The organism is Catenulispora sp. GP43, from assembly GCF_041260665.1.
GTDB lineage: Bacteria > Actinomycetota > Actinomycetes > Streptomycetales > Catenulisporaceae > Catenulispora.
Genome location: NZ_JBGCCT010000002.1, coordinates 421,641 through 445,811 on the forward strand (window position 1 = coordinate 421,641; position 24,171 = coordinate 445,811).

The 24,171-nt window shown below is 70.9% G+C and carries 26 protein-coding genes; 12 read left to right on the top strand and 14 right to left on the bottom strand.

Features of this window, described 5'->3' with window-relative positions; genetic code table 11:
- Nucleotides 1-7: 7 nt before the first annotated feature.
- Nucleotides 8-1,075, bottom strand: a complete 1,068-nt coding sequence (locus tag ABH926_RS05550; RefSeq protein ID WP_370364245.1) for a phosphotransferase family protein — start codon at nt 1,073-1,075, stop codon at nt 8-10.
- 49 nt (nt 1,076-1,124) lie between these two features.
- Here ABH926_RS05550 and ABH926_RS05555 point away from each other — a divergent pair, with 49 nt between their 5' ends.
- The gene (locus ABH926_RS05555) at nt 1,125-1,442 is read left to right on the top strand and encodes an SDR family oxidoreductase (RefSeq protein ID WP_370364565.1); all 318 of its coding nucleotides are present in this window, start codon (nt 1,125-1,127) and stop codon (nt 1,440-1,442) included.
- Between the two features lie 33 nt (nt 1,443-1,475).
- Here ABH926_RS05555 and ABH926_RS05560 read toward each other — a convergent pair whose 3' ends face one another.
- The gene (locus ABH926_RS05560; protein WP_370364246.1) at nt 1,476-2,765 is read right to left on the bottom strand and encodes an adenosylmethionine--8-amino-7-oxononanoate transaminase; all 1,290 of its coding nucleotides are present in this window, start codon (nt 2,763-2,765) and stop codon (nt 1,476-1,478) included.
- 108 nt (nt 2,766-2,873) lie between these two features.
- On the opposite strand from ABH926_RS05560, the gene ABH926_RS05565 reads away from it, so the two are divergent.
- The 3 genes from ABH926_RS05565 to ABH926_RS05575 all read left to right on the top strand — a co-directional run bounded on the left by ABH926_RS05565 (nt 2,874) and on the right by ABH926_RS05575 (nt 5,562).
- Entirely contained in the window at nt 2,874-4,106 is a 1,233-nt protein-coding gene (locus tag ABH926_RS05565; protein WP_370364247.1) for an Ig-like domain-containing protein, read from the top strand.
- Between the two features lie 66 nt (nt 4,107-4,172).
- Nucleotides 4,173-5,255 (top strand): aldo/keto reductase, encoded by a 1,083-nt coding sequence (locus ABH926_RS05570; protein ID WP_370364567.1) that lies wholly within the window; start codon nt 4,173-4,175, stop codon nt 5,253-5,255.
- A 7-nt stretch (nt 5,256-5,262) separates the two neighbouring features.
- The gene (locus ABH926_RS05575) at nt 5,263-5,562 is read left to right on the top strand and encodes a DUF2218 domain-containing protein (protein ID WP_370364248.1); all 300 of its coding nucleotides are present in this window, start codon (nt 5,263-5,265) and stop codon (nt 5,560-5,562) included.
- A 222-nt stretch (nt 5,563-5,784) separates the two neighbouring features.
- On the opposite strand, the gene ABH926_RS05580 is transcribed toward ABH926_RS05575, so the two are convergent.
- Both ABH926_RS05580 and ABH926_RS05585 read right to left on the bottom strand, forming a co-directional pair.
- Entirely contained in the window at nt 5,785-6,732 is a 948-nt protein-coding gene (locus ABH926_RS05580; protein WP_370364249.1) for a TIGR01777 family oxidoreductase, read from the bottom strand.
- A gap of 104 nt (nt 6,733-6,836) precedes the next feature.
- On the bottom strand, nt 6,837-7,715 hold the full coding sequence (locus ABH926_RS05585; protein WP_370364250.1) for an NAD(P)-dependent oxidoreductase: 879 nt from the start codon (nt 7,713-7,715) through the stop codon (nt 6,837-6,839).
- A gap of 58 nt (nt 7,716-7,773) precedes the next feature.
- Here ABH926_RS05585 and ABH926_RS05590 point away from each other — a divergent pair, with 58 nt between their 5' ends.
- Nucleotides 7,774-8,139: a MerR family transcriptional regulator gene (locus ABH926_RS05590; RefSeq protein ID WP_370364251.1), complete on the top strand. Its 366-nt coding sequence runs from the start codon at nt 7,774-7,776 to the stop codon at nt 8,137-8,139.
- Nucleotides 8,140-8,151: 12 nt separating this feature from the next.
- Here ABH926_RS05590 and ABH926_RS05595 read toward each other — a convergent pair whose 3' ends face one another.
- A complete protein-coding gene (locus ABH926_RS05595) occupies nt 8,152-8,766 on the bottom strand; it encodes a TetR/AcrR family transcriptional regulator (protein WP_370364252.1) in 615 nt (204 codons plus the stop codon).
- Between the two features lie 86 nt (nt 8,767-8,852).
- On the opposite strand from ABH926_RS05595, the gene ABH926_RS05600 reads away from it, so the two are divergent.
- Nucleotides 8,853-9,668, top strand: coding sequence for a class II aldolase/adducin family protein (locus tag ABH926_RS05600; protein WP_370364253.1), 816 nt, complete (start codon nt 8,853-8,855; stop codon nt 9,666-9,668).
- 65 nt (nt 9,669-9,733) lie between these two features.
- On the opposite strand, the gene ABH926_RS05605 is transcribed toward ABH926_RS05600, so the two are convergent.
- From ABH926_RS05605 to ABH926_RS05615, 3 genes are all read right to left on the bottom strand, one after another.
- Entirely contained in the window at nt 9,734-10,039 is a 306-nt protein-coding gene (locus tag ABH926_RS05605; protein WP_370364254.1) for a hypothetical protein, read from the bottom strand.
- 94 nt (nt 10,040-10,133) lie between these two features.
- The gene (locus tag ABH926_RS05610) at nt 10,134-10,838 is read right to left on the bottom strand and encodes a hypothetical protein (RefSeq protein ID WP_370364255.1); all 705 of its coding nucleotides are present in this window, start codon (nt 10,836-10,838) and stop codon (nt 10,134-10,136) included.
- Between the two features lie 234 nt (nt 10,839-11,072).
- Nucleotides 11,073-12,980 (bottom strand): glycosyl hydrolase family 18 protein, encoded by a 1,908-nt coding sequence (locus ABH926_RS05615; RefSeq protein ID WP_370364256.1) that lies wholly within the window; start codon nt 12,978-12,980, stop codon nt 11,073-11,075.
- A gap of 355 nt (nt 12,981-13,335) precedes the next feature.
- Here ABH926_RS05615 and ABH926_RS05620 point away from each other — a divergent pair, with 355 nt between their 5' ends.
- On the top strand, nt 13,336-13,626 hold the full coding sequence (locus ABH926_RS05620) for a sensor histidine kinase (RefSeq protein WP_370364257.1): 291 nt from the start codon (nt 13,336-13,338) through the stop codon (nt 13,624-13,626).
- Here ABH926_RS05620 and ABH926_RS05625 read toward each other — a convergent pair.
- The 5 genes from ABH926_RS05625 to ABH926_RS05645 all read right to left on the bottom strand — a co-directional run bounded on the left by ABH926_RS05625 (nt 13,598) and on the right by ABH926_RS05645 (nt 16,903).
- Complete coding sequence (locus ABH926_RS05625) at nt 13,598-14,017, bottom strand: barstar family protein (protein ID WP_370364258.1); 420 nt, start codon at nt 14,015-14,017, stop codon at nt 13,598-13,600. The genes ABH926_RS05620 and ABH926_RS05625 overlap by 29 nt on opposite strands.
- Entirely contained in the window at nt 14,014-14,484 is a 471-nt protein-coding gene (locus tag ABH926_RS05630) for a ribonuclease domain-containing protein (protein WP_370364259.1), read from the bottom strand. The genes ABH926_RS05625 and ABH926_RS05630 overlap by 4 nt, the downstream gene beginning before the upstream one ends.
- Before the next feature lie 109 nt (nt 14,485-14,593).
- Nucleotides 14,594-15,232, bottom strand: coding sequence for a thiamine phosphate synthase (gene thiE / locus ABH926_RS05635; protein ID WP_370364568.1), 639 nt, complete (start codon nt 15,230-15,232; stop codon nt 14,594-14,596).
- A gap of 68 nt (nt 15,233-15,300) precedes the next feature.
- Nucleotides 15,301-15,723, bottom strand: a complete 423-nt coding sequence (locus ABH926_RS05640; RefSeq protein ID WP_370364260.1) for an Rv2175c family DNA-binding protein — start codon at nt 15,721-15,723, stop codon at nt 15,301-15,303.
- A gap of 10 nt (nt 15,724-15,733) precedes the next feature.
- Complete coding sequence (locus ABH926_RS05645; protein WP_370364261.1) at nt 15,734-16,903, bottom strand: NAD(P)/FAD-dependent oxidoreductase; 1,170 nt, start codon at nt 16,901-16,903, stop codon at nt 15,734-15,736.
- 51 nt (nt 16,904-16,954) lie between these two features.
- Between ABH926_RS05645 and ABH926_RS05650 the strand changes: the two genes are divergently transcribed.
- The 4 genes from ABH926_RS05650 to ABH926_RS05665 all read left to right on the top strand — a co-directional run bounded on the left by ABH926_RS05650 (nt 16,955) and on the right by ABH926_RS05665 (nt 20,506).
- Nucleotides 16,955-18,190 (top strand): low temperature requirement protein A, encoded by a 1,236-nt coding sequence (locus tag ABH926_RS05650; RefSeq protein ID WP_370364262.1) that lies wholly within the window; start codon nt 16,955-16,957, stop codon nt 18,188-18,190.
- Between the two features lie 84 nt (nt 18,191-18,274).
- A complete protein-coding gene (thiO, locus tag ABH926_RS05655) occupies nt 18,275-19,432 on the top strand; it encodes a glycine oxidase ThiO (protein ID WP_370364263.1) in 1,158 nt (385 codons plus the stop codon).
- Nucleotides 19,429-19,662: a sulfur carrier protein ThiS gene (gene thiS, locus ABH926_RS05660; protein ID WP_370364264.1), complete on the top strand. Its 234-nt coding sequence runs from the start codon at nt 19,429-19,431 to the stop codon at nt 19,660-19,662. Before thiO ends, thiS begins: the two co-directional genes overlap by 4 nt.
- 25 nt (nt 19,663-19,687) lie before the next feature.
- Nucleotides 19,688-20,506 (top strand): thiazole synthase, encoded by an 819-nt coding sequence (locus tag ABH926_RS05665; protein WP_370364569.1) that lies wholly within the window; start codon nt 19,688-19,690, stop codon nt 20,504-20,506.
- 87 nt (nt 20,507-20,593) lie between these two features.
- Here ABH926_RS05665 and ABH926_RS05670 read toward each other — a convergent pair whose 3' ends face one another.
- Complete coding sequence (locus tag ABH926_RS05670) at nt 20,594-22,126, bottom strand: DUF4157 domain-containing protein (RefSeq protein WP_370364265.1); 1,533 nt, start codon at nt 22,124-22,126, stop codon at nt 20,594-20,596.
- Nucleotides 22,127-22,301: 175 nt separating this feature from the next.
- Between ABH926_RS05670 and pknB the strand changes: the two genes are divergently transcribed.
- Nucleotides 22,302-24,125, top strand: a complete 1,824-nt coding sequence (pknB, locus tag ABH926_RS05675) for a Stk1 family PASTA domain-containing Ser/Thr kinase (protein ID WP_370364266.1) — start codon at nt 22,302-22,304, stop codon at nt 24,123-24,125.
- The last annotated feature ends 46 nt before the right edge of the window (nt 24,126-24,171 follow it).

A 24,171-nucleotide genomic window follows, 5' to 3' on the forward strand; every position in this document is an offset into this window, starting at 1 on the left:
GTGTCTTCTAGCGAGTTCGGTCCAGATAGCGGCGGCCGGCCTCGACCAGCGCCGGCACCGCCGCCCCGGCGCGCTCGAAACCCTCGCCGAGCGTCAGGCCGCGCTCGTGCCGGTAGTGGATGCCCTCCAGGATCACCGCGAGCTTGTAGTGGCTGAAGGCGATGTACCAGTCGAGGTCGTCGACGATCAGCCCGGTCGCGGCCTGGTAGCGGTCGACGATCTCGCGGCTGTGCGGGAAGCCCTCGTGGTTGGTCAGGCCGCCGCCGGCCGCGGCGAGGATCTCCTTGGAGGGGTGGCCCGGGTCCTCCCAGTAGGTGAGCAACAGGCCCAGGTCCGCCAGGGGATCCCCCAGCGTGGACATCTCCCAGTCGAAGACCGCGGCCACCGACGACGCGCCGGCCTCCGGCAGCCGCATCATCACGTTGTCCAGCCGGTAGTCGCCGTGCAGGATCGTCGAACGCTGAGTCACCGGCACCGCCGCGCGCAGCCCGTCGCCGAGCTCGAACAGCCCCCTGATCTCCCGGCTCTGCGACGCCGCGTACTGCCGGTCCCAGCGGTCCAGCTGCCGGTGCAGATACCCGTCCGGGCGCCCGAAATCGGCCAGCCCCACCTGCTCGGGATCCACCCGGTGCAGGGCGGCGAGCACGTCGACCAGGCTCTCCCCCACCGACCGCCGCTGCGCCACGCTGAGTGCCGCGCACTGCGTCCGCGTCCGCAGCACCACACCCCCGACCTTCTCCATGAGGTAGAACGGGGCGCCGATCACGCCGGTGTCCTCGCACAGCACGTAGGCCCGCGCCACCGGCACCGTCCCGGTCCCGTGCAGCGCGGAGATCACCCGGTACTCGCGGCGCATGTCGTGCGCCGTGGGCAGCACGTGCCCCAGCGGCGGGCGGCGCAGGACCCAGGTCCGGCCGGCGGCGTCGCGCAGCTCGTAGGTGAGATTGGAAAGACCGCCGGCGATCAGCTCGGCGGTCAGCGGGGGCCTGGCCTCCACCTGTGGGATGTCGGCCAGGTAGGCGGCGACGGCGGCCGGGTCGAGCCCGGCCAAGGCGGGCGCGGCGGGGTCTGTCACCCTTTGAAAGGTATGGCCTATCGTTCCGTCGCGGAAGAGCGAGGTCGTTCTGAAAGTCGCAAGATCGCGGCACGTCTACGGCACCACCAAGGCGGCCCTGATCCACCAGACCAAGCACCTGGCGGGCGAACTGGCCCCGGCGGTCCGCGTCAACGCGATCGCCCCCGGCCTGGTGAAGACGGAGTTCGCCCGCATGCTGTGGGAGGGCGCCGAGCCCGACGCCAAGTACCCGTGGGCGCTGGAGCGGCTCGGCGAGCCGCAGGACATCGCCGACGCGGCGCTGTTCCTGGCCAGCGACCTGGCTTCGTGGATCACCGGCGAGGTGCTGGTGGTGGACGGCGGGGCGATGATCAAGGGTGGGATCTGAGGCTGCCTGCCACGTTCACGCCCCTCACGCCCCTCACACCCCCGAAGCGCGCGCCGCGGCCACCAGCCCCGCGGCGATGCGCTCGACGTCCTCCTCGGACGTCACATACGGCGGCATCACATACAGCAGTTTCCCGAACGGCCGGATCCAGACGCCCTTGTCCATCGCGGCCTTCGTCGCGGTGCGCATGTCGGTCGGCTGCTCCATCTCGATGACCCCGATCGCGCCGAGCACCCGCACGTCCGCCACCCCGGGCAGCTCCCGGGCCACTTCCAAGTGCGTGTTCAGCTGCTTCTCGATCCCCGCCACCGGCTCGCGCCAGCCACCGTCGAGCAGCAGGCCGGTCGAGGCGTAGGCGACCGCGCAGGCCAGCGGGTTGGCCATGAACGTGGGCCCGTGCATCAGCACCGGGGCCTCACCGCTGGAGATGCCGTGCGCCACGCGGCTGGTGCACAGCACCGCCGCCAGGGTCAGGTATCCGCCGGTCAAGGCCTTGCCAATGGTCATGATGTCCGGGCTGACGCCGGCGTGGTCCGCGCCGAACAGCTCGCCGGTGCGGCCGAAGCCGGTGGCGATCTCGTCGAAGACCAGCAGCAGGCCGTGCTCGTCGCAGATGGCGCGCAGCACCTTCAGGACCGCCGGGTCGTAGAAGCGCATGCCGCCGGCGCCCTGCACCACCGGCTCGACGATGATCGCGGCCAGCGTGTCGGCGTGGCGGGCGGCCAGGTCCGCCAGGTGCGCGGCGTACTCCTCGGTGAGCTCGGCCGGCGGGCGGTCGGCGAAGACGTGCTCGGGCAGGACGTCCGCCCACAGCTGGTGCATGCTGCCGGCCGGGTCGGTGACGGCCATCGCGCCGAAGGTGTCGCCGTGGTAGCCGCCGCGCACGGTCATCAGCCGGGTGCGCGCGGCGTGGCCCTGCGAGCGCTGGTACTGCAGGCACATCTTGATCGCGACCTCGACCGAGACCGAGCCGGAGTCGGCGAAGAACACGTGCTCCAGGCCGGCCGGGGCCATGCCGGTCAGGCGCTCGGCGAGCCGGACGGCCGGGGCGTGGGTGAGGCCGCCGAACATCACGTGCGCCATGGAATCGAGCTGGTCGCGCACCGCCTGGTCCAGTACCGGGTGGCGGTAGCCGTGGATCGCCGACCACCAGGAGGCCATGCCGTCGACGAGTTCGCGGCCGTCGGCCAGGCGGATGCGGACGCCGTCGGCGGAGACCACCGGGAACGGCTCGACCGACGAAGGCATCGGGGCGTAGGGGTGCCAGACCTTGTCGCGGTCGGCGGCGGCCAATTCGGGGGTCCAAAGTTGTGCGTCGCTCACCCAGGAATGAAACCACTTCGAACCTTCTGGGGGATAACTCGGTGTGTCTTCCGCCGTTCGGCTCATCGATCGGCATATATGAGAAGGAAGCGGCGCACATGTATCGGTATGCACCGCTCATCCGCCACGAACCTGGAGAAGACCAGAGTGCGCACCGGGACCCCGCGCCAACCCCGCCGGACTCTCGGCGTCGCCGCCGTCGCCACGCTGATCGGCGGCGCGGCCCTCGGCTCGGCCGCCATGCCGGGCACCGCCAACGCCACCGTACAGCCGGTGGCCACTCCGATTCCGCTGACCAGCGTGCCGACCGACGGCGCCACCGGCATCCGCACCGAGGTGCCGGTGAGCGTCACGGCACAGTCCGGGGAGCAGTTGGCCTCGGTCACGCTGGCCGCGCCCGACGGCGCCACCGTGCCGGGGTCGCTGAACCCCCAGGGCACGGTGTGGACCGCGGCAGACCATCTGCGCACCCACACCAAGTACACGCTCACCGCGGTCGGCGTCTCCTCCGACGGCACCCAGGTGACCCGGACCTCGTCGTTCACCACCTTCGCGCCCTCGGCCGACAGCCAGCTGAAGTTCCAGACCACCGAGCCGCAGAACGGCGACCTGGTCGGCGTCGGCATGCCGATCCTGGTGCAGTTCACGCACTCGGTCACCGACCGCGCGGCCGTGGAGAAGGCACTGGTCGTGCAGACCGACCCGCCGCAGGCGGGGCACTGGAGCTGGCTGTCCGACGCCCGGCTGGACTGGCGTCCGGAGAGCTACTGGCAGCCGGGCACCAAGGTCCGGGTGTCGCTGAACCTGGACGGCGTGCCGGCCGGGTCCGACCAGTACGGCGGGAGCGACACCTCCTTCGCCTTCAACGTCGGCCGCAAGCAGGTCTCGGTCGTGGACCTGTCCAAACACGAGATGACCGTCTACCAGAACGGCAACACGGTCCGCACCATGCCGGTGACCGGCGGCAAGCCGGGCGACGACACCTGGGGCGGCACCATGGCGGTCATCGACAAGGCCTCCGACGTGCACATGACGTCGCGGTCGGTCGGCTTCGGCGACGCCTACGACATCCCGGACGTACGGTGGGCGATCCACCTGACGTACTCGGGCACGTACATCCACGCCGCGCCGTGGTCGGTCGGGTCGCAGGGGTACGCGAACGTCAGCCACGGGTGCGTCGGCCTGTCGACGGACCGCGCGGCGTGGCTGTTCTCGAACACCCTGCCCGGGGACCTGGTGCAGGTGGTCAACTCGCCGAAGACGGTCTCGCCGGGCAACGGGTACGGCGACTGGATGGAGAGCTGGAACCAGTGGCTGAGCGGGAGCGCGGTGAAGGTTTAGAGGGCACGCGGCCCGTCGCGCTTGACCTGGAGTCGACTCCAGGTCGTAGCGTCGGCCGACATGACGATGAACTACCGCGTCCTCGGTGCCACCGGCATCGAAGTGAGCACCTACGCACTGGGCACCATGATGTTCGGCCAGATCGGCAACCCCGACCACGCCGACAGCGAGCGGATCATCCACGCCGCGCTGGATGCCGGGATCAACTTCGTCGACACCGCGGACATGTACTCCACCGGGGAGTCCGAGGAGATCGTCGGCAAGGCCCTGAAGGGCCGGCGCGACGACATCGTGCTGGCCACCAAGGTCCACTTCTCGCTGGACGGCGAGCGCAACCACGGCGGCAACTCCCGGCGCTACATCACCCGCGCCGTCGAGGACAGTCTGCGCCGTCTTCAGACGGAGTGGATCGACCTGTACCAGATCCACCGCCCGGACCCGAACACGGACATCGAGGAGACCCTCGGTGTCCTGACCGACCTGGTCCACGCCGGCAAGATCCGGTCCTTCGGCAGCTCCACCTTCCCGGCCGAGCAGACCGTCGAGGCCTGGCACGTGGCCGAACGCCGGGGCCTGATGAAGTTCCGCACCGAGCAGCCGCCGTACTCGATCCTGGCCCGCGAGATCGAGCGCTCGGTCCTGCCCACCGCGCAGCGCCTGAACATGGGCGTGCTCACCTGGAGCCCGCTGGCCTGGGGCTTCCTGAGCGGCAAGTATCGCCGCGGCACCGACATCGACCTGACCGCCGGCCGCGCCGCCCTGCGCGCGGACCGCTTCGACCCGTCCCTGCCGGCCAACGCCGCCAAATACGACGCGGTCGAGAAGCTCTTCGGCCTCGCCGACGACCTCGGCATCTCCCTCCCGCAGCTGGCCACCGCCTTCCCGCTGGCACACCCGGCGGTGACCTCGGTGATCATCGGCCCGCGCACCATCGAGCAGCTGGAGTCCTCCCTCGCCGGCCAGGACCTGGTCCTGGACGACGCGACCCTGGACCGCATCGACGAGATCGTGGCACCGGGCACCGACCTCGTGTGGGTGGCCGAAGGCGGCGGCTGGCTGCCCCCGGCGCTGAGCCGGCCCGCCCTGCGGCGCCGCACGCCCGACGACCGCGCCGCGGCTACCCCGGACGCGGAGGCGGCGGAGGAATAATCACAGCATGATCGAATCCGTCGCGAACGTCGCCACCGACCGCCCCGAGCGCTACCTGAAGCAGCTGGTCTCGCACCTGGGGAACACGATCGACGCCGAGCAGTCCGAGGACGGGCACACCGGCACGCTGATCTTCAGCTCCGGCGCCTGCGAGCTGAGCGCGGAGCCCGGCACGCTGCGGCTGACGGCGCGGGCGCAGGACGCCGAACGGCTCGCGGCGGTGGAGGACGTGGTGGCGCGGCATTTGGTGCGATTCGGGGAGAAGGACGCGCTGGTTGTGCGGTGGTCCGAGGCGGCGCAGGTGTAGGAGTCGGCGGAGGTGTAGGTATCGATACCGGTGCTAGTGCTAGTGCTTGTGTAGGTGCTGGTGCCGGTGTAGGTGCCGGGTGGCCATCGTCGGCCGGGCATGCTGAAGGTGCGCTTGATGAGCGCTCCGCGTGCCCGGCCGCAGTGTTTTGGGATGGGCTGGTTCGCGAGCTGAGGGCCGACAGCTTGCGAAAGCGCCGGCCGCCCCGCGCGGTATCCCGCCTCAGCGCCCTCGCCCGGCCCGCACCCGCCGCACCAGGTCCGGCGCCGCGTCGTCCCAGTCGGGGTGGGCGAAGCGGAATCCGGTGTCGGGCAGCCGGCCCGGGATCACGCGGCGGCTCTTGAGCAGCAGCTCGGTGTCCGAGCGTAGGGCCAGGGCGCCGAGGGCGGCCATCGTGCGGGTCGCCGGCAGGCCCAGGGGCATGCCCCAGGCGTGGCGGAGGGTGCGGGTGAAATCGCGCTGGGGCAAGGGGTTCGGGGCCGCCAGGTTGATCGGGCCGGTGAGCTGTTCGTGGGTGATGAGGTGGTCCAGGGCGGCGGTGAAGTCGTGGTCGTGGATCCAGGACACGTACTGGGCTCCGCCGGCGACCGGGCCGCCGAGGCCGAGGCGGGCCAGCCAGGACAGGTAGTCGAAGATGCCGCCGCGGTCCGGGCTCATCACCATCGCCGAGCGCAGGGCCACCTTGCGGGTGTGCGGGGTGTCGGCGCGGGCCTGCTCGCGTTCCCAGTTCTTCGCGATCTCAACGCTGTACGCCCAGTACGCCGGCACCCCGGCCTCGGCGCCGCCGATGACGCCGTCCTCGTCGTGCGGCGTGCCGAAGGAGTGGGCGTAGATGGTCGCGGTGCTCGCCTGCAGCCAGAGGCGAGGCGGGCGTTCGGCCCGGGCGATGGCCTCGCCGACGGCACGGGTCGACAACACCCGCGAGTCCATCATGTCGCGCAGGTTCTCGGGCGTGTAGCGGCAGCTGACGCTGCGTCCGGCCAGGTTCAGCACGACGTCGCAGCCGTCGATCTCCGCCGCCCACGCCCCCGGCGTCCGGCCGTCCCAGCGCACCTGGTTCGGGCGCACCGGGTTCCGGCTCAGTACTACCACCGAGTGCCCGGCCGCTGTGAAAGCACGCTCCGCCACCGCGCCGACGTGCCCGGTTCCGCCGGGGATCACGATCTTCATCTCGCGCCGCCCTCTCGTTTAAGCGATCGCTCAAACTATAGCGGGGCGGGATTCCGCGCAGGTCAGCGGGTTCGGATCAGCGGGGTCGGATCAGCGGAGTCGGATCAGCGGGGTCCGAACATCGTCGCCAACCGCCCCAGCCCGTCCGAGCCGTACCCCTGTGCGACCGCGCGCTCGATCGCGGCCCGCGCGGCGTCGAGCATGCCGGTGTCCAGGCCGTGGTCACGCGCGGCGGCGGTGATGTGCCGCATGCTCGACGCGGCCGAGGCGATACTGGACCGCGAACTGGGGAACTCCCCACTTTCGATCTGCGCCGCGAAACGCGTAGCCATCTCCGGCAAGAGCCCGCCGATGCCGGAAGCGAAGCCCACGAACTCACTCGGAGCGATACCTTCAGCGCCGGCCAAGGCGAAAGCGTGCAGCAGCCCGTTGGTAGCAGTCGCGAACAGATCCAGGAGCGCCACGTCGAAAGCACTCGCCCGAGCCGGATCCGAACCGAGGTAGACGATGCGCTCACCGAGCGCGGACAACGCTGACGCCACTCGCGCGTGCACATCCGGATCGCCGCTGAGCAGGACCGTGCCGGCCGGCGTCCCGATCATCGGCGTCGGAGTGAGGATCGCGCCGGGCAGATAGGCGATGCCCTGCGCGCCGGCCCATCGCACCGTTTCCCGCACCTGCCCGGGATCGCCGCTGGTCAGATTGACCAGCGGACGCCCGCCGAACTCCACCCCCTCCACGACGCCCCGCACCGCCGCGTCATCGATCAGGCAGGCCACCACCAGATCTCCCGCCCGTACTACCTCCGTGACCGAACCCGCCACCGAAACCGCGGCCGAGACCGGACCCGGAAGCTCCGAAACCCTGCCCGGCGTCCGGTTCCACACCGTCACCGCATGCCCGGCGCGCACGAACGCCGTGGCCAGCGCCTGTCCCATCGGGCCGAGCCCGAGTACCGCGATCTTCTGTGCACCACTGTCCATGCCGCGAAGCTAAAGCCTCACGTTGACGTAAGAGTCAACCCCGCGCTCTCCTGGAGCCATGAAGATCGGCGAACTCTCCCGCCGCACCGGCACCTCGATCCGCGCCCTGCGCTACTACGAGGAGCAGGGCCTGCTCGCCCCGGCCCGCCTGCCCAGCGGCTACCGGATCTACGACGACCGCAGCGTGGCGACCGTCCAGCGCATCCGCGTCCTGCTCTCCGCGGGCCTGGGCACCTCGGCCATCGCCGAGATCCTGCCGAACGTCGTCGACGACTCGGTGGTCCTCACCGGCCGCTGCCCGGAGCTGCACGAGGGACTCGCGGTCGAGCGCGCCCGCATCACGCAACAGATCGAGGACCTGGAGGTGGCACGGGACATCCTCGACTCACTGATAGGGCGACCGCTGGTGATCACGAACGCCTGAGAACCGCGGCCCTCACGCCGCCTCCGTCACCGCTCCCAGCAAAGCAGGCAGGAACAACCGCTCCAGCGTCCCCGGCGGCAACTCCCCCGGCTCCACATAGCTCTGCGCCAGCGCCCCTTCGCGCACCGCGATCAGCATCCTGACCAGCGACTCCAGCTCCACGCCGGTCCGCAGCCGCATCCCGGCGCGCGCCAGCAGGTCTCCCAGCAGCCGCACCGCCTCGACCCGCAGTCCGGCGTCGTGCTCCGCGAGCCGTTGCGCGGCCTGCGGGTCCCGGATCGCCGAGAGCGTGAACTCGGTCGTGACCAGGTACCACGTCCGCTCGGCCTCATCGAAGTCGGCCAGCGCCGCGGCGATGCCCGCCAGCGTCACCGGTCCGCTGCTCAGCGCCGCCGCCTGCTTCTCGAAGCGTTCCAGGACGCGCTCCGCGTGCCGGTCGAACAGCGCGAAGAAGAGCTCTTCCTTGCTCGCGAAGTTCGAGTAGAACGCACCGCGGGTGTAGCCGGCGCGCTCGCAGACGTCCTCGATGCGCGTTCCGCCGAACCCGTTCTCGGCGAACGCCTCCAGTGCCGCGTCGAGCAGCTTGGCCAGCGTCTGCGGCCGGCGCTTCGTCATCCCTTTGGGCACGGGCCCTTGACACCTCCTCCGGACCCGGTCAACGATACAGGAACGCATCCGATACATCGACGTATCCGATAACCGGAAGGGTTGCCATGACCACCACCGAACCGGACGTCCACGCCGTCGAGCAGGCCGTCGGCGACGTCGCGCAGGAGCTCTACTTCCCGGTCCCGCCGACGTTCGACGACGTCGCGGCCGAGCGCCGGTACCGCAAGGAGCAGCTGGCCGCGGGCTTCCGCATCTTCGGCAGGTTCGGCTTCTCCGAGGGCGTGGCCGGCCACATCACGGTGCGCGACCCGGAGTTCCCGGACACCTTCTGGGTCAACGGCTTCGGCCAGTCCTTCAACCAGATCAAGGCCTCGGACCTGATCCGCTGCGACCACGACGGCAACGTCCTGGAGGGCCGCTTCCACGTCAACCGCGCGGCCTTCGTCATCCACGCCGAGGTGCACCGCGCGCGCCCGGACGTGATCGCCGCCGCGCACTCGCACTCCCTGCACGGCAAGGCGTTCGCCTCGCTGGGCATCCCGCTGGACCCGATCACCCAGGACGCGTGCACCTTCTTCGAGGACCACGGCCTGTACCTGGGCTACGGCGGCGTGGCCAGCGACGTCGAGGAGGGCAAGCGCATCGGTGCCGCCCTGGCCGGCTACAAGGCCGCGATCCTGCAGAACCACGGCCTGATCACGGTCGGCGAGTCGGTGGCCGAGGCGGTGTGGTGGTTCGTGACGATGGAGCGCTCGTGCCAGGCGCAGCTGCTGGCGATGGCCGCCGGGACGCCCAAGCACATCGACCGCGAGACCGCGCTGATGGTGCGCGAGCAGATCGGCGGCCACTTCGCCGGCTGGTTCCAGGCGCGTCCGATGTGGGACCAGATCGTGGCCTCCGACCCGGACCTGTTCGACTGAGGCGCCTCGCCGACAGAAGGCCCGGGCTCGCCGAGCCCGGGCCGCACTATGCCACCGCGCAGGGCTCAGCCGGCGTCCGGCCCGCACGACAGCGCCGTGATGAAGTGCAACGGCACGGACGTGTCGCCCCACGCGGGCGGGGCGGGTGTGTCCCGGCAGCCGGTGATGAAGATCTGCCCGACGATGTTGGTCGGGGTGTCGACGTAGAAGTCCTCCACCAACAGCGACGTCTGCCCGGGCGGCGGCAGGGTGGGCACGGCCTGCGACGGAGCCGCGAACACCGTGACGGTGGCGGCACTGGCCAGGAACGCCGCGGTGGACCCCAGCCAGATCCTGCGCTTCGTGCGGGCCGTACGCGTACTGTTTTTCATCGTCCTGCCTCCCCTTGTTCCCTGCACGGATGAAACGCCGACCGCGTATCGCGGTGACCCGTGAAGAGATACGCGGCCGGGTTACATCGAGCCCTCAGTCGAGCCACTTCAGGAGTACGTCGGTGTCGCCGGCCTGCATGGAGCCGCGCACCACCGGGTCCATCCGCTCCAGCGAGCCGGCGTACTCCAGCTCCATCGCCCACACCACCTCGGGCCCGGCGAGCTGAGCCAGTCGCGCATAGCCGCTTCGCAACACCGTGCGATCTTTGAGGCGCAGGCAGTTGCGCAGTGCCTGCTGCACCAGGACCGCGTCGTCGGCGTACGTCAGCGGCCAGGCGAAGGCGTTCGGCCACCAGTCACGCGCGACCGTCGGCATCACCTGTGCCACACCGCCGAGTTCCGTACAGCGCCGCACCACGGCGACCCGCACCGCTTCGCTGGTCGTGGTGTTGACGAACACCTCCTGAAGGAGCGCCGGGGCGACTCGGCGCCGTCGTACCAACCGCATCCGCGCGCCTTGCGCCGCCTTCGGATGCCGCGCCACCCACCGGTGCCACCGCCGCGGACCCGGCAGCCACACCACCACCTGCTGCCCGAGCCGCAGACACCCGCGCGCGGTCAGCCGCGGTAATCGCCCGATGCCCTGCACGGCGGCCCCGATCCCGGCGAAAAGCAGCGCGAGTGCGGGCCCGATCAGGGCGAACGCGCCGAACAGCAACACCGCGCCGGCCGCGATGGCCAACAGCATCAACACCACGGTGAGCGCGGCGGAGAACGGCGCTGTGACGGCGTGGATCACATCGGTTCACGGTAACGCAGAACACTGAGGGAGAACCACGGCCGGATCCGTTGTGTGTTGTGAACCGGACGGCCGCCGGCGAACCAGACGGCGGCCGCCGGACCGAAGTCCGACGGCCGCCGCGAATGGCCCGCCCGGCGCCTGAGCGCCGGCCCTGTCTCAGGACGTCAGCGCCGGCGCTGTCCCCGGTCCGCAGGACCCGGCGCGCGCCGGGGAGCCGGCATCACCTCCGTGTCACGGCATCGCCGCCAGATGCGGGGCGACGGTGTTCACGAAGCTCCACCCGTTGCTCGCATCCCAGTTGATCGACCACGTCATCGCGCCGCGGATGGTCGGCCAGGTGCTCGGCGGGACGAACGAGCCGCAGCTCGTCTTGGCCGCCAGGCAGTCCAGCGCGTTGTTCACCAGCGACGGCGAGACGTACCCGCCGCCGGCCGCGCTGCCGGAGGCCGGCAGGCCGAGCCCCACCTGGTCCGGGCGCAGCCCGCCCTGCAACTGGATGCAGGCCAGCGCGGTCATGAAGTTCTCGGTCCCCTCGGCGTACACACCCTGGTCGCAGCCGTTCATCGACCCGGAGTTGTAGTACTGGGTGTTGGAGATCGTGAGGATGTTCTTGATGTTCAGCGCCAGCTGGAAGTACGCCATGCCGGTCGACTGCATGTCGATCGTCTGCGGGGCCATGGTGATGATCAGCCCGGAGCCGGCCTTGCCGGACAGCGTGTTCAGCGCCTGTGCCATGTAGGTGGCGTTGACGCCGTTCTCCAGGTCGATGTCGACACCGTCGAACCCGTAGCTCTGCATGATGCCGTAGACGCTGTTGGCGAAGTTGTTCGCCGAGGTCGAGTCGCCGACGCTGATCGCGCCGTTCTGGCCGCCGACCGAGACGATCACCTTCTGGCCGCGCGAGTGCAGCGTGGCGATGTCCGCCTTGAACTGCGCGTCGGTGTAGCCGCCGAGCGCCGAGGACAGCCCGGAGTCGACGCTGAAGGTGACGCCGCCGGGGTTGCTCGGGTCGGCGTTCGCGAAGGCCACGGCCACGAGGTTGTACCCGGAGGGCACGGCCGCCAGGCTCAGCGGCTTGGCGCTGTTCACGAAGTCCTGCCAGTAGCCGGTCAGCACGTGCTTGGGCAGCGAGCCGCCGGTGCCGCCGGAGCCGGAGGTGGTGGCGCTCACCGCCGAGGACTTCGCGGACTCACCGGCCGAGTCGGTGGCCGAGACCGCGTAGCTGTAGGTGGTGGAGGCGCTCAGGCCGGAGTCGGTGTACGAGGTCCCGGACACGCTCGCGACCTTGGTACCGCCGCGGTACACGTTGTACCCGGTCGCACCGCTGGACGCGCTCCAGGACAACGACACGGAACTCGACGTCGTACCGGTCACCGACAGACCGCCCGGAGTCGGCGGGACCGAGGTCCCGCTCCCGGCCGTGGTACCCGTGACAGCACCGGACTGCGCCGACTCCCCTGCAGAGTTCGTCGCGGAAACCGTGTAGCTGTAACTGGTGGAGGCGCTCAGGCCGGAGTCGGTGTACGAGGTCCCAGACACGCTCGCGACCTTGGTGCCGCCGCGGTACACGTTGTACCCCGTCGCACCACTGGACGCGCTCCAGGACAACGACACGGAGCTCGACGTCGTACCCGTCACCGACAGACCGCTCGGAACGGGGGGCACCTGAGTCTGGCCACCCGGTCCGACGAGCGAGACGTCGTCGGCGTAGTACGTACCCTGCCCGTACCAGCCGTGCAGGTAGATCTGGACGCTCGTGGTCGAGGCGCCGGTCGTGAAGCTGGTGCTCAGCTGCTGGTACGAGGTCGCCGACGGCGTCCACGTGGAGCTGTAACCGGTGGCGCCGATGTAGACGTAGGCGCCCTCGACGTAGGCCGACAGCGTGTACGCCGAGTTCGGCTGCACGGATATGGTCTGCGTGCACTGCGCGTCGTCGGAGTTGTTCGCCGCTCCGGCCAGCGCGTGACTGCCGCTGTGGACCGGCGAGCCGACCACGCTGCCGGTGCCCGCGTCACAGGTCCACGGGCTCAGGCTTCCGCTTTCGAAGCCGGGGTTCACCACCAGGTTGCTGTCGGCGCGGGCGCGGGAAGCGCTCAGGGCGACGGTCATCGCGGCGGCGACAAGGATTGCGGCCAGCATGGCCGCGAACGCGCGGAGGCGCGTTCTTGCACAGGTCAAAGCACACCTCTCTCGGGGAAGACTCCTGGATCTTGTGGGGTTAGTGGTCTACACCACGGGGGCTGAGTTCAAAATGGTGTAGACCAGACGGGGTGTCAAGAGTCTGAACGCCCAGCGATTCCTAAGGGAATGCAAAGGTTCGCCGCGACTCGGCGAGAAGCGTGGCTGGTTCGGTGATCCCGCGACGGAGGAACCGGCCGTCGGCGGACGCGTGCAAGAAGAAGGTGCAGGACGCCGCCACTGCGCACGTCGGCGAAGTACGGCGGCGCCGTGCCCGCGGCCCCCGGCGGCTTTGGAGCGTGCGATCGGGAACCTCGTGGACAACGCGCTGAAGTTCGGGACGCGGGCCGGCATCGCGGTGCGGGCGGTCGCCGGGTACGCCGTCATCGAGGTCGGCGACGACGGGCCCGGCATCCCGGACGCCGACCTGCCTTACGTTTTCGACCGCTTCCGCCGCTCGCCGGATGCGCGGTCGCTGCCCGGGTCGGGGCTCGGCCTGGCGATCGCCAAGCAGGTCGCCGAGGCGCACGGCGGCCGGATGGAGGCCGTGCCGCAGCCGGTCGGCGCGCTGCTGCGGATCACGCTCCCGGCCGCAGCAGCACGGTGAAGGGCACGCCGATCCGGCGCCAGGCCTCGGCGGCCTCCTCCCAGACCTCCAGGGCGATGCTGTAGGCGTCCAGGTCGGCGAAGGCGAAGGTGTTGCTGTCCTCGACGACGGTCAGGATCCCGCCGCCGGTCGCCGGCGGGGGCAGCCACTGCAGGTCGGCGAGGCAGTCGGCGAGGGCGTCCCAGTTGTGGCCGAAGTAGGCGGGGAAACGGTAGGAGCGTTCGCATTCCTCGAGGAACTGCGGCTTGTCGTGGACGCGCGAGCAGTCCACGAACACGCAGCGCCAGGCGATCTCCTCGGCCTCGGTACGGATCTCGGCCGCCGACCGGTCGGAGTTCCAGACGCGGACCCCGGGGCCGGCCTCACCGAGGACGTGGGCCAACGCTGTCATGTCGCACCACCTCGCACCACCCGCAGGAAGGACTTGTAATGGTCCTGGGTGTAGTAGAGCTCGCCGTTCTTGCCGAGCACGAGCCGCCGCGCCCCACGATCGACCGCCCCCGGCGTGGCGACGGTGTACTCGCGGTAGTAGCCGCCGGGCTCGGCGGGCAGCTGCCGCTCGTGGTTCTGGAAGGTGACGCCGTCCTGGCGGTACTGGAAGCCGCCGCCGTTCTCGATCCGCTTGATGACGTCGCGCGCCTCGGCGGGCAGGCTCGTCTCGGCGACGGTGGCCATGCCCGCGGGTTTGAGGGACGCGGGCGAATTCCTGCTGGACGAGCCGCCGCAGCCGGACAGCCCCAGGACCGCGGCGACCAGGAGCGCGAGCAGCGCCGCGAGGGGCGCGGCACGGGACGTGGCTCGGGACGTGGCACGGGACGCGGCACGGGACGCGGCTCGGGGCGACGCGGACGGGGTCACGGTCGCGAGCCTAACTCACGGTGATCATCAGGGCACGCGGCCGGAGCCGACCGATGCACCGTCGACCAGGGTGGTGCCGACGCGAACTCGCCGCGCCGGCACCGGCGGTTCATCCCCGCAGCATCCCGCTGAGCTCCGCGGCGGCCGCATGCGGATCCGCGGCCTCCGTCAGCGCCCGCACCACGACCACGCGCCGCGCGCCGGCCGCCAGCACTTCGCCGAGGTTGCCGGCGTCGATGCCGCCGATGGCGAACCAGGGCCGCGCGCCTTCGGGCGCCAGCACCGCCGCGTACTCGACCAGGCTCAGGCCCGGGGCGGGGCGGCCGGGCTTGGTCGGGGTCGGCCAGACCGGGCCGGTGCAGAAGTAGTCCACGCCGGGCTCCATCGCCGCGGCGTCGACTTCCTCCTCGGCGTGGCAGGACCGGCCGATGAGCGGTCCGGCGCCGATGACGCTGCGGGCCAACGAGACCGGCAGGTCGTCCTGGCCCAGGTGCAGGACGTCCGCGTCGGCGCCGAGCGCCACGTCGGCGCGGTCGTTCACGGCCAGCAGCTTGCCGTGGCGGCGGCAGGCGTCGGCGAACACCTCCAGGGCCGCCAACTCCGCCCGCGCCTCGATGCCCTTCTGGCGGAGCTGGACGATGTCCACGCCGCCGGACAGGACCGCTTCCAGGAACTCCGGCAGGTCGCCCTGCTTCTCGCGGGCGTCGCAGCACAGGTACAGGCGCGCGTCGGCCAGCTTGTCGCGCAGAGCGGATGCCGGGGCAGCGGTGGCGGTAGCGGTAGCGGTAACGGTAACGGCAGCGGTAACGGCAGAGCTCACAGCTCGGCCTGCGCGCGCCGCCGCACCTCGGTGCCGCGGTTCTCGCGCAGCGCCTGGACCGGCGTGCCGGGCAGCGAGTCGTCCGGCGTGAACAGCCAGCGCAGGGCTTCCTCGTCGGAGAACTTCGCGTCCCTGAGCAGGGTCAGGGTGCCGGTCAGGCCCTTGACCGTGTGGTCGTCGATGAGGAAGCCGGCGGGGACGTGCAGGGCGTTGTTCTCGCCGCGGCGGACGGCGATCAGCTGGTTGTCGCGCAGGAGCTGCCGGACGCGGGTCACCTGGACGCCGAAGCGCTCGGCGACATCGGGCAGGGTGAGCCAGTCCCCCACCAGAGCGTCGGTCTCGGGGTCGATCGAGTCGCGGTGGGCCTCGGCGTGTGCGGTGCCAACTGCGGTGTTCTTCTCAGTCACGCTCCCAAGCATGCCAGGTGTTCTAGAGCACCGCCGCCGTTAAAGGTGCTCCCGCATCGGCCACCCGGGCGGCGTCCATCACGGCTCCGGCGGTCACCAGGCGGCGGCCCTGCGCCAGATCGCGGGGGCGCCCGATCGCCAGGACGGCGGTCAGCCGGGCGTGTGGATCAAGCCAGCACACCGACCAGGACGGCGTGCTCAGGTCGCCGCGCAGCACCGTGCGGTCGGCGGAGGTGTGGTGCCCGATGTACTGCACCATCCGTCCGAACTGCTCGCTCCAGAAGTAGGGCACCGGGTCGTACATCTCGGCGCCGACGCCCTCCAGCAGGTTCGGCACCAGCGACTGTGGGCCGCGCAGGGCGTTGTCCCAGTGTTCGACGCGGATGTGGCGTCCGCCGTAGCGCACGCTGCGATACGCCGCGACGTCCCCGACCGCGAACACGCCGGGCACGTTCGTCTCCAGATGCTCCGAGACCAGCAGCGAGCCGTCCTGGGCGCGGTGGAACGCCTCGCCGAGCCAGCGGGTGTCCGGGCGGGCCCCGACGGCGACCAGGGTGTGGTCGGTACCCGGGGGCGGGCCGGTGACCGGGTCCGAGCACTTGAGCACGGCGCCGGCCTCGGCGTACCAGCCGGCCATCGCCTGCCCGATCGCCGGCGGGAAGATCGCGGCCAGCGGGCGCTCCCGCGCCTCGTGGACCACGACCTCGGTCCCGGCGTTGCGGGCCGCGGTGGCCACCTCGGCGCCGATCCACCCGGCGCCGACGATGGCCATCGGCTTGCCGCCCAGGACGCGCTCGCGCAGCCGCAGCGCGTCCTCGTAGGTGCGCAGCGTCTCGCCGAAGCCGAGCTGGACCGGCACCGATCCGGTGGCCACGACCAGCCGGTCGTAGCGCAGCTCGACGCCGGTCTCGGTGGTCACCACGCCGGGGGCCCAGCCCACGGCGCGCTCGCCGAACCGGCACTCCACGCCGGAGTCGGCGAAGTCGAACGCGAAGGCGAGCTCCTCGACCTCCTCGACCGCGCCGCGCCCGGAGGCGAGCATCGCTTTGGACAACGGGGGCCGGTCGTAGGGCGCGTGTTTCTCCTCGCCCAGGAACGTGACCGAGCCCTGGAAACCCTTTTCACGCAGCGACCGCACCGTGTGCAGTCCCGCCATGCCGCCGCCGACGACAAGAACACGTTCTAGTTTCATCAGTCCGTCACTGTATCCCGGGGACAACCTGTATGCGCCATCATGGTCGCCGTGGCGAGCGAGGACTACCCGGACACCCCGATCGAATCCGACGAGGACGACGGCAACGCCGATATAGCAGCCGACGACGCCGGCCCGGACCACGGCCGGTCCCCGCACGCGGTACAGCGCGTGACCTGGGCCGAGCTGTTCTTCGACCTGGTGTTCGTGTTCGCGGTCACCCAGGTCGCGCACGCGATGTACGTCGGAACCGGCTGGGCGGACCTGGGCCGCTCGGTGCTGCTGTTCGTGCCGTTCTGGTGGGCCTGGGTGGGCTGCGCCATCGTGTTCAACGGCATGGTGATCTCGGCGACCAAGCGGCACCTGGTGCTGCTGGCCATCGCCGGGGCCGCGTTCGTCATGTGCATCTCGGTGCCGGACGCCTACGGCAACCGCGGCGTGCTGTTCGGCGCGGCGTACCTGGTCTCCCGGATCCTGCTCGGCGTCACGATGCAGGCGCGCGACGCCTTCCAGGTCCGGCTCAACCCGTTCACCGTCGGCGTGTTGGCGGGCCTGGCCTGGACGCTGGCCGGGCTGCTGCCGTCGGAGACCCGGCAGTGGGTGTGGCTGGCGATCGCGGCGATCGAGCTCGCGGTCCCGATCGTGCTCGGGCACCGGCTGGACTCCATGCAGTTCGACGCCTCGCACCTGCCGGAGCGCTTCGGGCTGTTCGTCATCATCGCGCTCGGCGAGACGCTGGTCGGGATCGGGCAGGGCGGCACGCGCAACGCGCTGCACGGCGAGGAGGCGGTGACGCTGTTCGTCGCGTTCCTGCTCTCGTGCGGGCTGTGGTGGACGTACTTCCAGTACGGCGCCTCGGCGACCGAGCACGCGCTGAAGGTCGCCAAGGTCCCGGCGCTGCTGGTGCGCTCTTCCTTCTCCTACGGCCACATGCTGTTCGTGCTGGGCATCATGCTGGCCGCGGCCGGCATGTCGCAGGCGGTGGCCGACCCGACGGCGCACCCGCACGGCGTGCACGCGCTGCTGCTGGGCAGCGGCGTCTCGCTGTACATAGCGACCTTCTGCTACACGCGGATCATGATGTTCGGCGGCGCCTCCTGGACCCGCACGGTGGCCGCGCTGCTGGCCATCGTCATCACCGCCTGCTCCCCCGCGCTGCCCGCGATCGCGCCGCTGGCGCTGCTCGCGGCGCTGGTCATCGCGCTGAACGCGTTCGAGTTCTACTGGGTCGGCTCCGGCAAGCCGCTGATGCTGATCAACGTCTGGCAGGGCGCCGCCGGCCGGTGAACGTCTTGTGTGCGGCTTGTGTTCGGCCGGGCCCCGGCGGAGGGCCACCGCCGTACATCGGACGTCGGATCTAGACTGTGGACCATGCCAGTGCCTGCCAGTTCCGACGTCCTGATCATCGGCGGCGGCCTGATCGGGTTGGCCACCGCCTGGCGGACCGCCGCGCGCGGACTGTCGGTGACGATCTGCGATCCGGCGCCGGGTTCCAACGCCTCCTTCGCCGCCGCGGGCATGCTCACGCCGGTCACCGAGCTGCACTACGGCGAGGAGACGCTGCTGGGCCTGAACCTGGCCTCGGCGCAGCGCTATCCCTCCTTCATCGAGGAGCTGCGGGAGGCCTCCGACGGCCTGGACCCCGGGTACCGCGAGGCCGGGACGCTGGTCGTGGCCTTCGACGCCGACGACCGGGAAGTCCTCTCCGAGCTCCACACGTTCCAGCAATCCCTGGGCCTGAAAGCGGAATGGCTGACCGGCCGTGACGCCCGGCGGCTGGAGCCGATGCTGGCGCCGGGTGTGCGCGGCGGGCTGCTGGTCTCCGGCGACCACCAGGTCGACAACCGGATGCTGCTGGCCGCGCTGTTCGCGGCGCTGGAGCGGAATCCGGACGTGACGATCGTGCGCGCGAAGGTCGCCGAGCTGACCGTGACCGGGGACCGCGCCACCGGAGTGGTGCTGGAGGACGGCACCGCGCTGTCGGCGGGACAGGTGGTGCTGTCGGCCGGATGCTGGTCCGGGCAGATCGCCGGCGTCCCCGAGGGGCTGATCCCGCCGGTACGGCCCATCAAGGGGCAGATCCTGCGGCTGGCGGTGCCGGACGTCTTCAAGCCGTTCCTGTCCCGTACGGTGCGCTACGTCGTCCGCAACAACCACGCCTACCTCGTACCGCGTGCGCACGGCGAACTCGTGCTCGGCGCGACCGTCGAGGAACAGGACTACGACACCACGGTCACCGCCGGCGGCGTCTACGAACTGCTGCGCGACGCCCGCGAGCTGGTCCCCGGCATCACCGAGCTGCCGCTGATCGAGACCCGCGCCGCGCTGCGCCCCGGCACCCCCGACAACGCCCCGCTGATCGGCCCCACCGCGCTGCCCGGGCTGCTGTACGCCACCGGCCACTACCGGCACGGGGTGCTGCTCACGCCGGCCACCGCGGACGGCATGGCCGAGATCCTGGCCACCGGCGCGGTCCCGGAGGCGCTGGCGCCCTTCAGTCCTCTCAGGTTCGCGGGATCCCAGAAATGAGCACTGAGCACATCATGCAGCTGTCAGTGAACGGCGAGCCCTCGCAGATCGCCGAGGGCGCCACCGTCGCGGACCTGGTCGTCTCGGTCGTCGAGGCGGCCCGGGACGGCAACCGGGGCGGCATCGCCGTGGCCGTCAACGAAACCGTCGTCCCGCGCGCTTCCTGGGACGGCACCCCGCTCGCGGCCGGCGACCGGGTGGAGATCCTCACCGCCGTGCAAGGAGGCTGAGAAAGCCATGACTGCTGAGAAAGCCATGTCCGACCCCGTCTCCGACGCCAGCTTCGAGATCGCCGGGAAGACCTTCTCCTCACGGCTCATCATGGGCACCGGCGGAGCGCCGTCCTTGGACGTCCTGGAGCAGGCGCTGCTGGCTTCCGGCACCGAGCTGACCACCGTGGCGCTGCGCCGCGTGTCCACCGCCACCCGCGGCTCGGTCCTGGACGTCCTGGGCCGCAACGGCATCCAGGTCCTGCCGAACACGGCCGGCTGCTTCACCGCCGGCGAGGCGATCCTGACCGCCAAGCTCGCCCGCGAGGCCCTGGGCACCGACTGGGTCAAGGTCGAGGTGATCGCCGACGAGCACACCCTGCTGCCGGACCCGATCGAGCTGGTCGCCGCCTGCGAGGCGCTGGTCGACGACGGCTTCACGGTCCTGCCGTACACCTCCGACGACCCGGTGCTGGCCAAGCGGCTGGAGCAGATCGGCTGCGCGGCCGTGATGCCGGCCGGCGCCCCGATCGGCTCGGGCCTGGGCGTGCGCAACCCGCACAACATCGAGCTGATGGTGGACGCGGTCTCGGTCCCGGTGATCCTGGACGCCGGCATCGGCACCGCCTCGGACGCCGCGCTGGCCATGGAGCTGGGCTGCTCGGCGGTCATGCTCGCCACCGCCGTCACCCGCGCGCAGAACCCGGTGGCGATGGCCACGGCGATGCGGCACGCGATCGAGGCCGGGCGGCTGGCGCGGCTGGCCGGGCGGATGCCCAAGCGCTACCACGCGCAGGCTTCCTCGACGATGGACGGTCGCGCGCACCTGCGGGACGAGGTGCCCGCGTTCGACACGGGCGCCTGAGCGACGCCGCGAACGGCGCCACGGACAAGGCGCGACGAGTAAGGCGCGGCGAGCCGGAACCGGCCGCCGCGCCTTCGCTCATCTCAGTCAGTGCCTTCTGCCATGGCGGCCATGACGGCGCCGGCGCTGCTCCTCATAGGCGCGATACTCGGGATCCCAGTCGTCCGGGTGGACCGCGTCCATGACGTGGCCGATGGCGGAGTACCGCGTATCCTCGCGGATCTCTCGAGTCGGCCGGTAGTCAGAGCGGCTCTGCCGGTCGGCGGCCGAACTGTAGTCACTCAGGTCCAAAGGATGCGAGTCGATCAGCCTTCTGCCATCGGGGCCGCGGACCTGGTAGTCCATGGAGTCGTAGACGTCGTACCCCCGGCCGCTCGCACCGCTGCCGGTCAGGCCCGCACCGGTCACCGTCAGACCCAGGAACTCCGTGGCTTCGGGGACCGAGTCCTCATACCTCTTGTGGTCGAGGTTCGTCGCCTGCGAGCCGGGCGTGAGATTGCTCGCCCGTTGCGTCTGGCCCTCCAGCCCATCGCCCAGAGCGTAGGCCGCGCCGGTGTGCAGATGAGCCGCCGTACCTCTCGGCGTCCTGCCCGCGCTTGTCAGAATATCCCTTGCGGAATTGCGCCCCATCACCGCGTTCTGGCCGATGGCCCGGCGACCGGGCGGGTTCTGTTCCATGGTTTCAGGGGTCACGTAATTGGCGTCGTAGCGGTCGTAGTCGGTGGCGCCGTAGTAGTCGTCAGAGCGCGGGCTGGATCCGCTGGAGCTGGGGGCGGGAACGTAGGAGGTGGTGGCGCGCGCGTCCTCGTAGTCGTAGTCATAGGAGCGAGAACGATGACGGTAGCTGCGCTCCTCCTCCTCATCGCGCGGGCTGTTGGAACGACGCCGCCCCGAGCTGCGCGTGCGCTGAACGGTGGCCGATTCCCCGCCGGCTGCCGCAGCGCCCTGCCCCGCGGCCCGCTGCGCGACGACCGACGGGGCGACCTCGGCCCCGCCGGCGGCCGCGGCGCCGTCGTTCTCGGCCTCCCGCTCGCTGTGCTGGCCCGGGTCGGTGACGGGGATCCCGGAGGCGCCGGCGGTGCCCGTCTCGGCGATCCCCCTGGTGTTCTTGTCGAGATGCCCGTATTCGTGGAAGGCGGTGGCCGTGTCGTTCTCGACGCCCGCACCGAAGAAGATGTGCTCGCCGACGGTCATGGCCTCGGCACCGAACGCCGCGACCGCGCGCTGCGCGAGCTGGCCGGTGTGCACGCGCCCCCGGGACAGGCGGTTGTTCTGATAGAACGACTCAGCCTTCTTGAGCGTCCCGCTCTCGATCGACCGGCTGGCGGAGGCCATGGCGGCCTTGAGGATGTCCGCCGGCGACTCGGCGTTCTCGGTCTCGACGGCCACGCGGCGCTGGACGGAGCCATGGCCGCAGTCGGCGCCGTGAACGTGCTCCTCCCGGCCGAGCATGCCGGACATGACCTGATTGCCGACGGCGCGCTGAAGCGTCAGGACGGCGGCGGGAGTCATCGGCCCGCCGACCGCGGCGGCCGGGGACAGCACGGACGGCCGCGGTGCCTTGGCCGGTCCGCCGCCCTTTCCGTCCTTGCTCGCGGGCAACTTTTCCGGTGTGTGCATGGGTCCCGCCTTCGCAGGGGTACAGAGGACATTCAATCCACCATTGATAGCGTGATCGCGGCGATCCCGGCAGACGGCTCCCGGGCATCGATGACTGCCCGTAGGGGCAACCGGGGCGGACAATAGGCTGTTTCCCACCCGACCATCGACGGTCCCACGTTCTAGACTCAGCCCCGTGGACAAGACTTTGGACGATTCGCTGGTCGGGCAGGTCCTCGACGAGCGCTACCGGGTCGACTCCCTGATCGCTCGCGGGGGCATGGCAACGGTCTACCTGGCTACCGACCGGCGGCTCGACCGCGTGGTCGCTCTGAAGGTCATGCATCCTGAGCTGGCGCGGCACGAGGAGTTCGTGTCGCGCTTCATCCGGGAGGCGAAGACCGCGGCGCGCCTGACGCACCCGAACATCGTGGCGGTGTTCGACCAGAGTGCCGACGGCGGGCACGTGTATCTGGTCATGGAGTTCGTCGACGGCCAGACGCTGCGCGAGCTGCTGTCCGACCGGGGCCGCTGCACGCCGCGCGAGGCGCTGGAGATCCTCGGGCCGGTGCTGTCGGCGCTGGGCGCCGCGCACCGCGCCGGGATGGTGCACCGGGACGTCAAACCGGAGAACGTGCTGATCGGCAAGGAGGGGACCTACGCGCACGCGGTGAAGGTCGCCGACTTCGGGCTGGCCCGCTCGGCCGCCGCCGGGGCCACGGTGTCGCTGGCCGGGATGATCGTCGGCACCGCCTCGTACCTGGCTCCCGAGCAGGTCAAGTCCGGGATCTGCGACGCCCGCTCGGACGTGTACTCCGCCGGGATCGTGCTCTACGAGATGCTCACCGGCGCCAAGCCCTTCGTCGCCGACTCCCCGATCCAGGTCGCCTACCGGCACGTGCACGACGACGTGCCGAGCCCGTCGGCCGCCGTGCCCGGCCTGGACCCGGCGCTGGACGCGCTGGTGGCCCGGGCCACGGCCCGGGAGCCCGGGCTGCGGCCCGCCGACGCCAACGTCCTGCACGCCGAGGTGATGCGCACCATCGGCAGCCTGCCGGACGCGGCGCTGGACTTCGGCGCGATCATGGAGGAATCCGACCCCGACAACACCGCGACCGCGGAGTTCGCCGCGATGTCCGGCCAGCGCCACTTCGCGCGGACCCGGGTGATGCCGGCGCCGGAGCACACCCGGGCCGTGCCGCCGCCCCCGCCGCTGCCGACCAACCCGACCCGGGTGGACCACGCGGCCCGGGCCACCAAACCCGGCGGCAAGCAGGTCTACAAGGCGCGCACGTCCCCGAACCAGCCGCGCCAACTGGTCCCGGCCGACCAGCGGTGGCGGCCCCGGCGCGGGCACTACGCGCTGGCGGTGATCCTGGTCGTGGCGCTGATCCTGGGGATCGCGGCGTGGTGGACGGCCAGCGGGCAGTTCCGCTCCATGCCCTCGGTGATCCGGCAGACCCAGGACGCCGCGCTCGCGGAGCTGACGCGCGACGGGCTGCACGCGGACGTGCTGTCCGACTACAGCGACAGTGTGCCCTCCGGGCAGGTGATCACCTCCTCACCGGATCCGTCCGGCAAGGTGAAAAGGGGCGGCGACGTCCGGATCACGGTGTCCAAGGGCCCCAGGCCGGTCTCGGTGCCGGACGAGGCCGGTCAGGACCCTGATTCGGCCACCCAGGCGCTGCGGACCGCCGGGTTCCAGGTGGTGATCGCGCCGGACCAGGTCTTCTCCGAGACCGTGGCCAGCGGCTCGGTGGTGGCGGTGACGCCCCCCTCGGCCCAGCCCGGGGCCACGGTGACGCTCACCATCTCCAAGGGCGCGCAGACCTTCCCGGTACCCGACGTGACCGGACTTTCGGAGGACGAGGCCAAAGCGAAGCTGGCGGCCGCGGGGTTCGACAACGTAGAAGTCAATAAGTGGTTTTTCGGCGACACCGTTCATTCGCAGCAGCCTGAGGCGGGGAAATATGCGCGGCACAAAGACCCCGTGGCGCTGTTCGAGAACCCCCTGCCCTGAGACGGGAGCGCGCCCGATCGCCGTGCTCCCCCCGCGTCACCTGCGA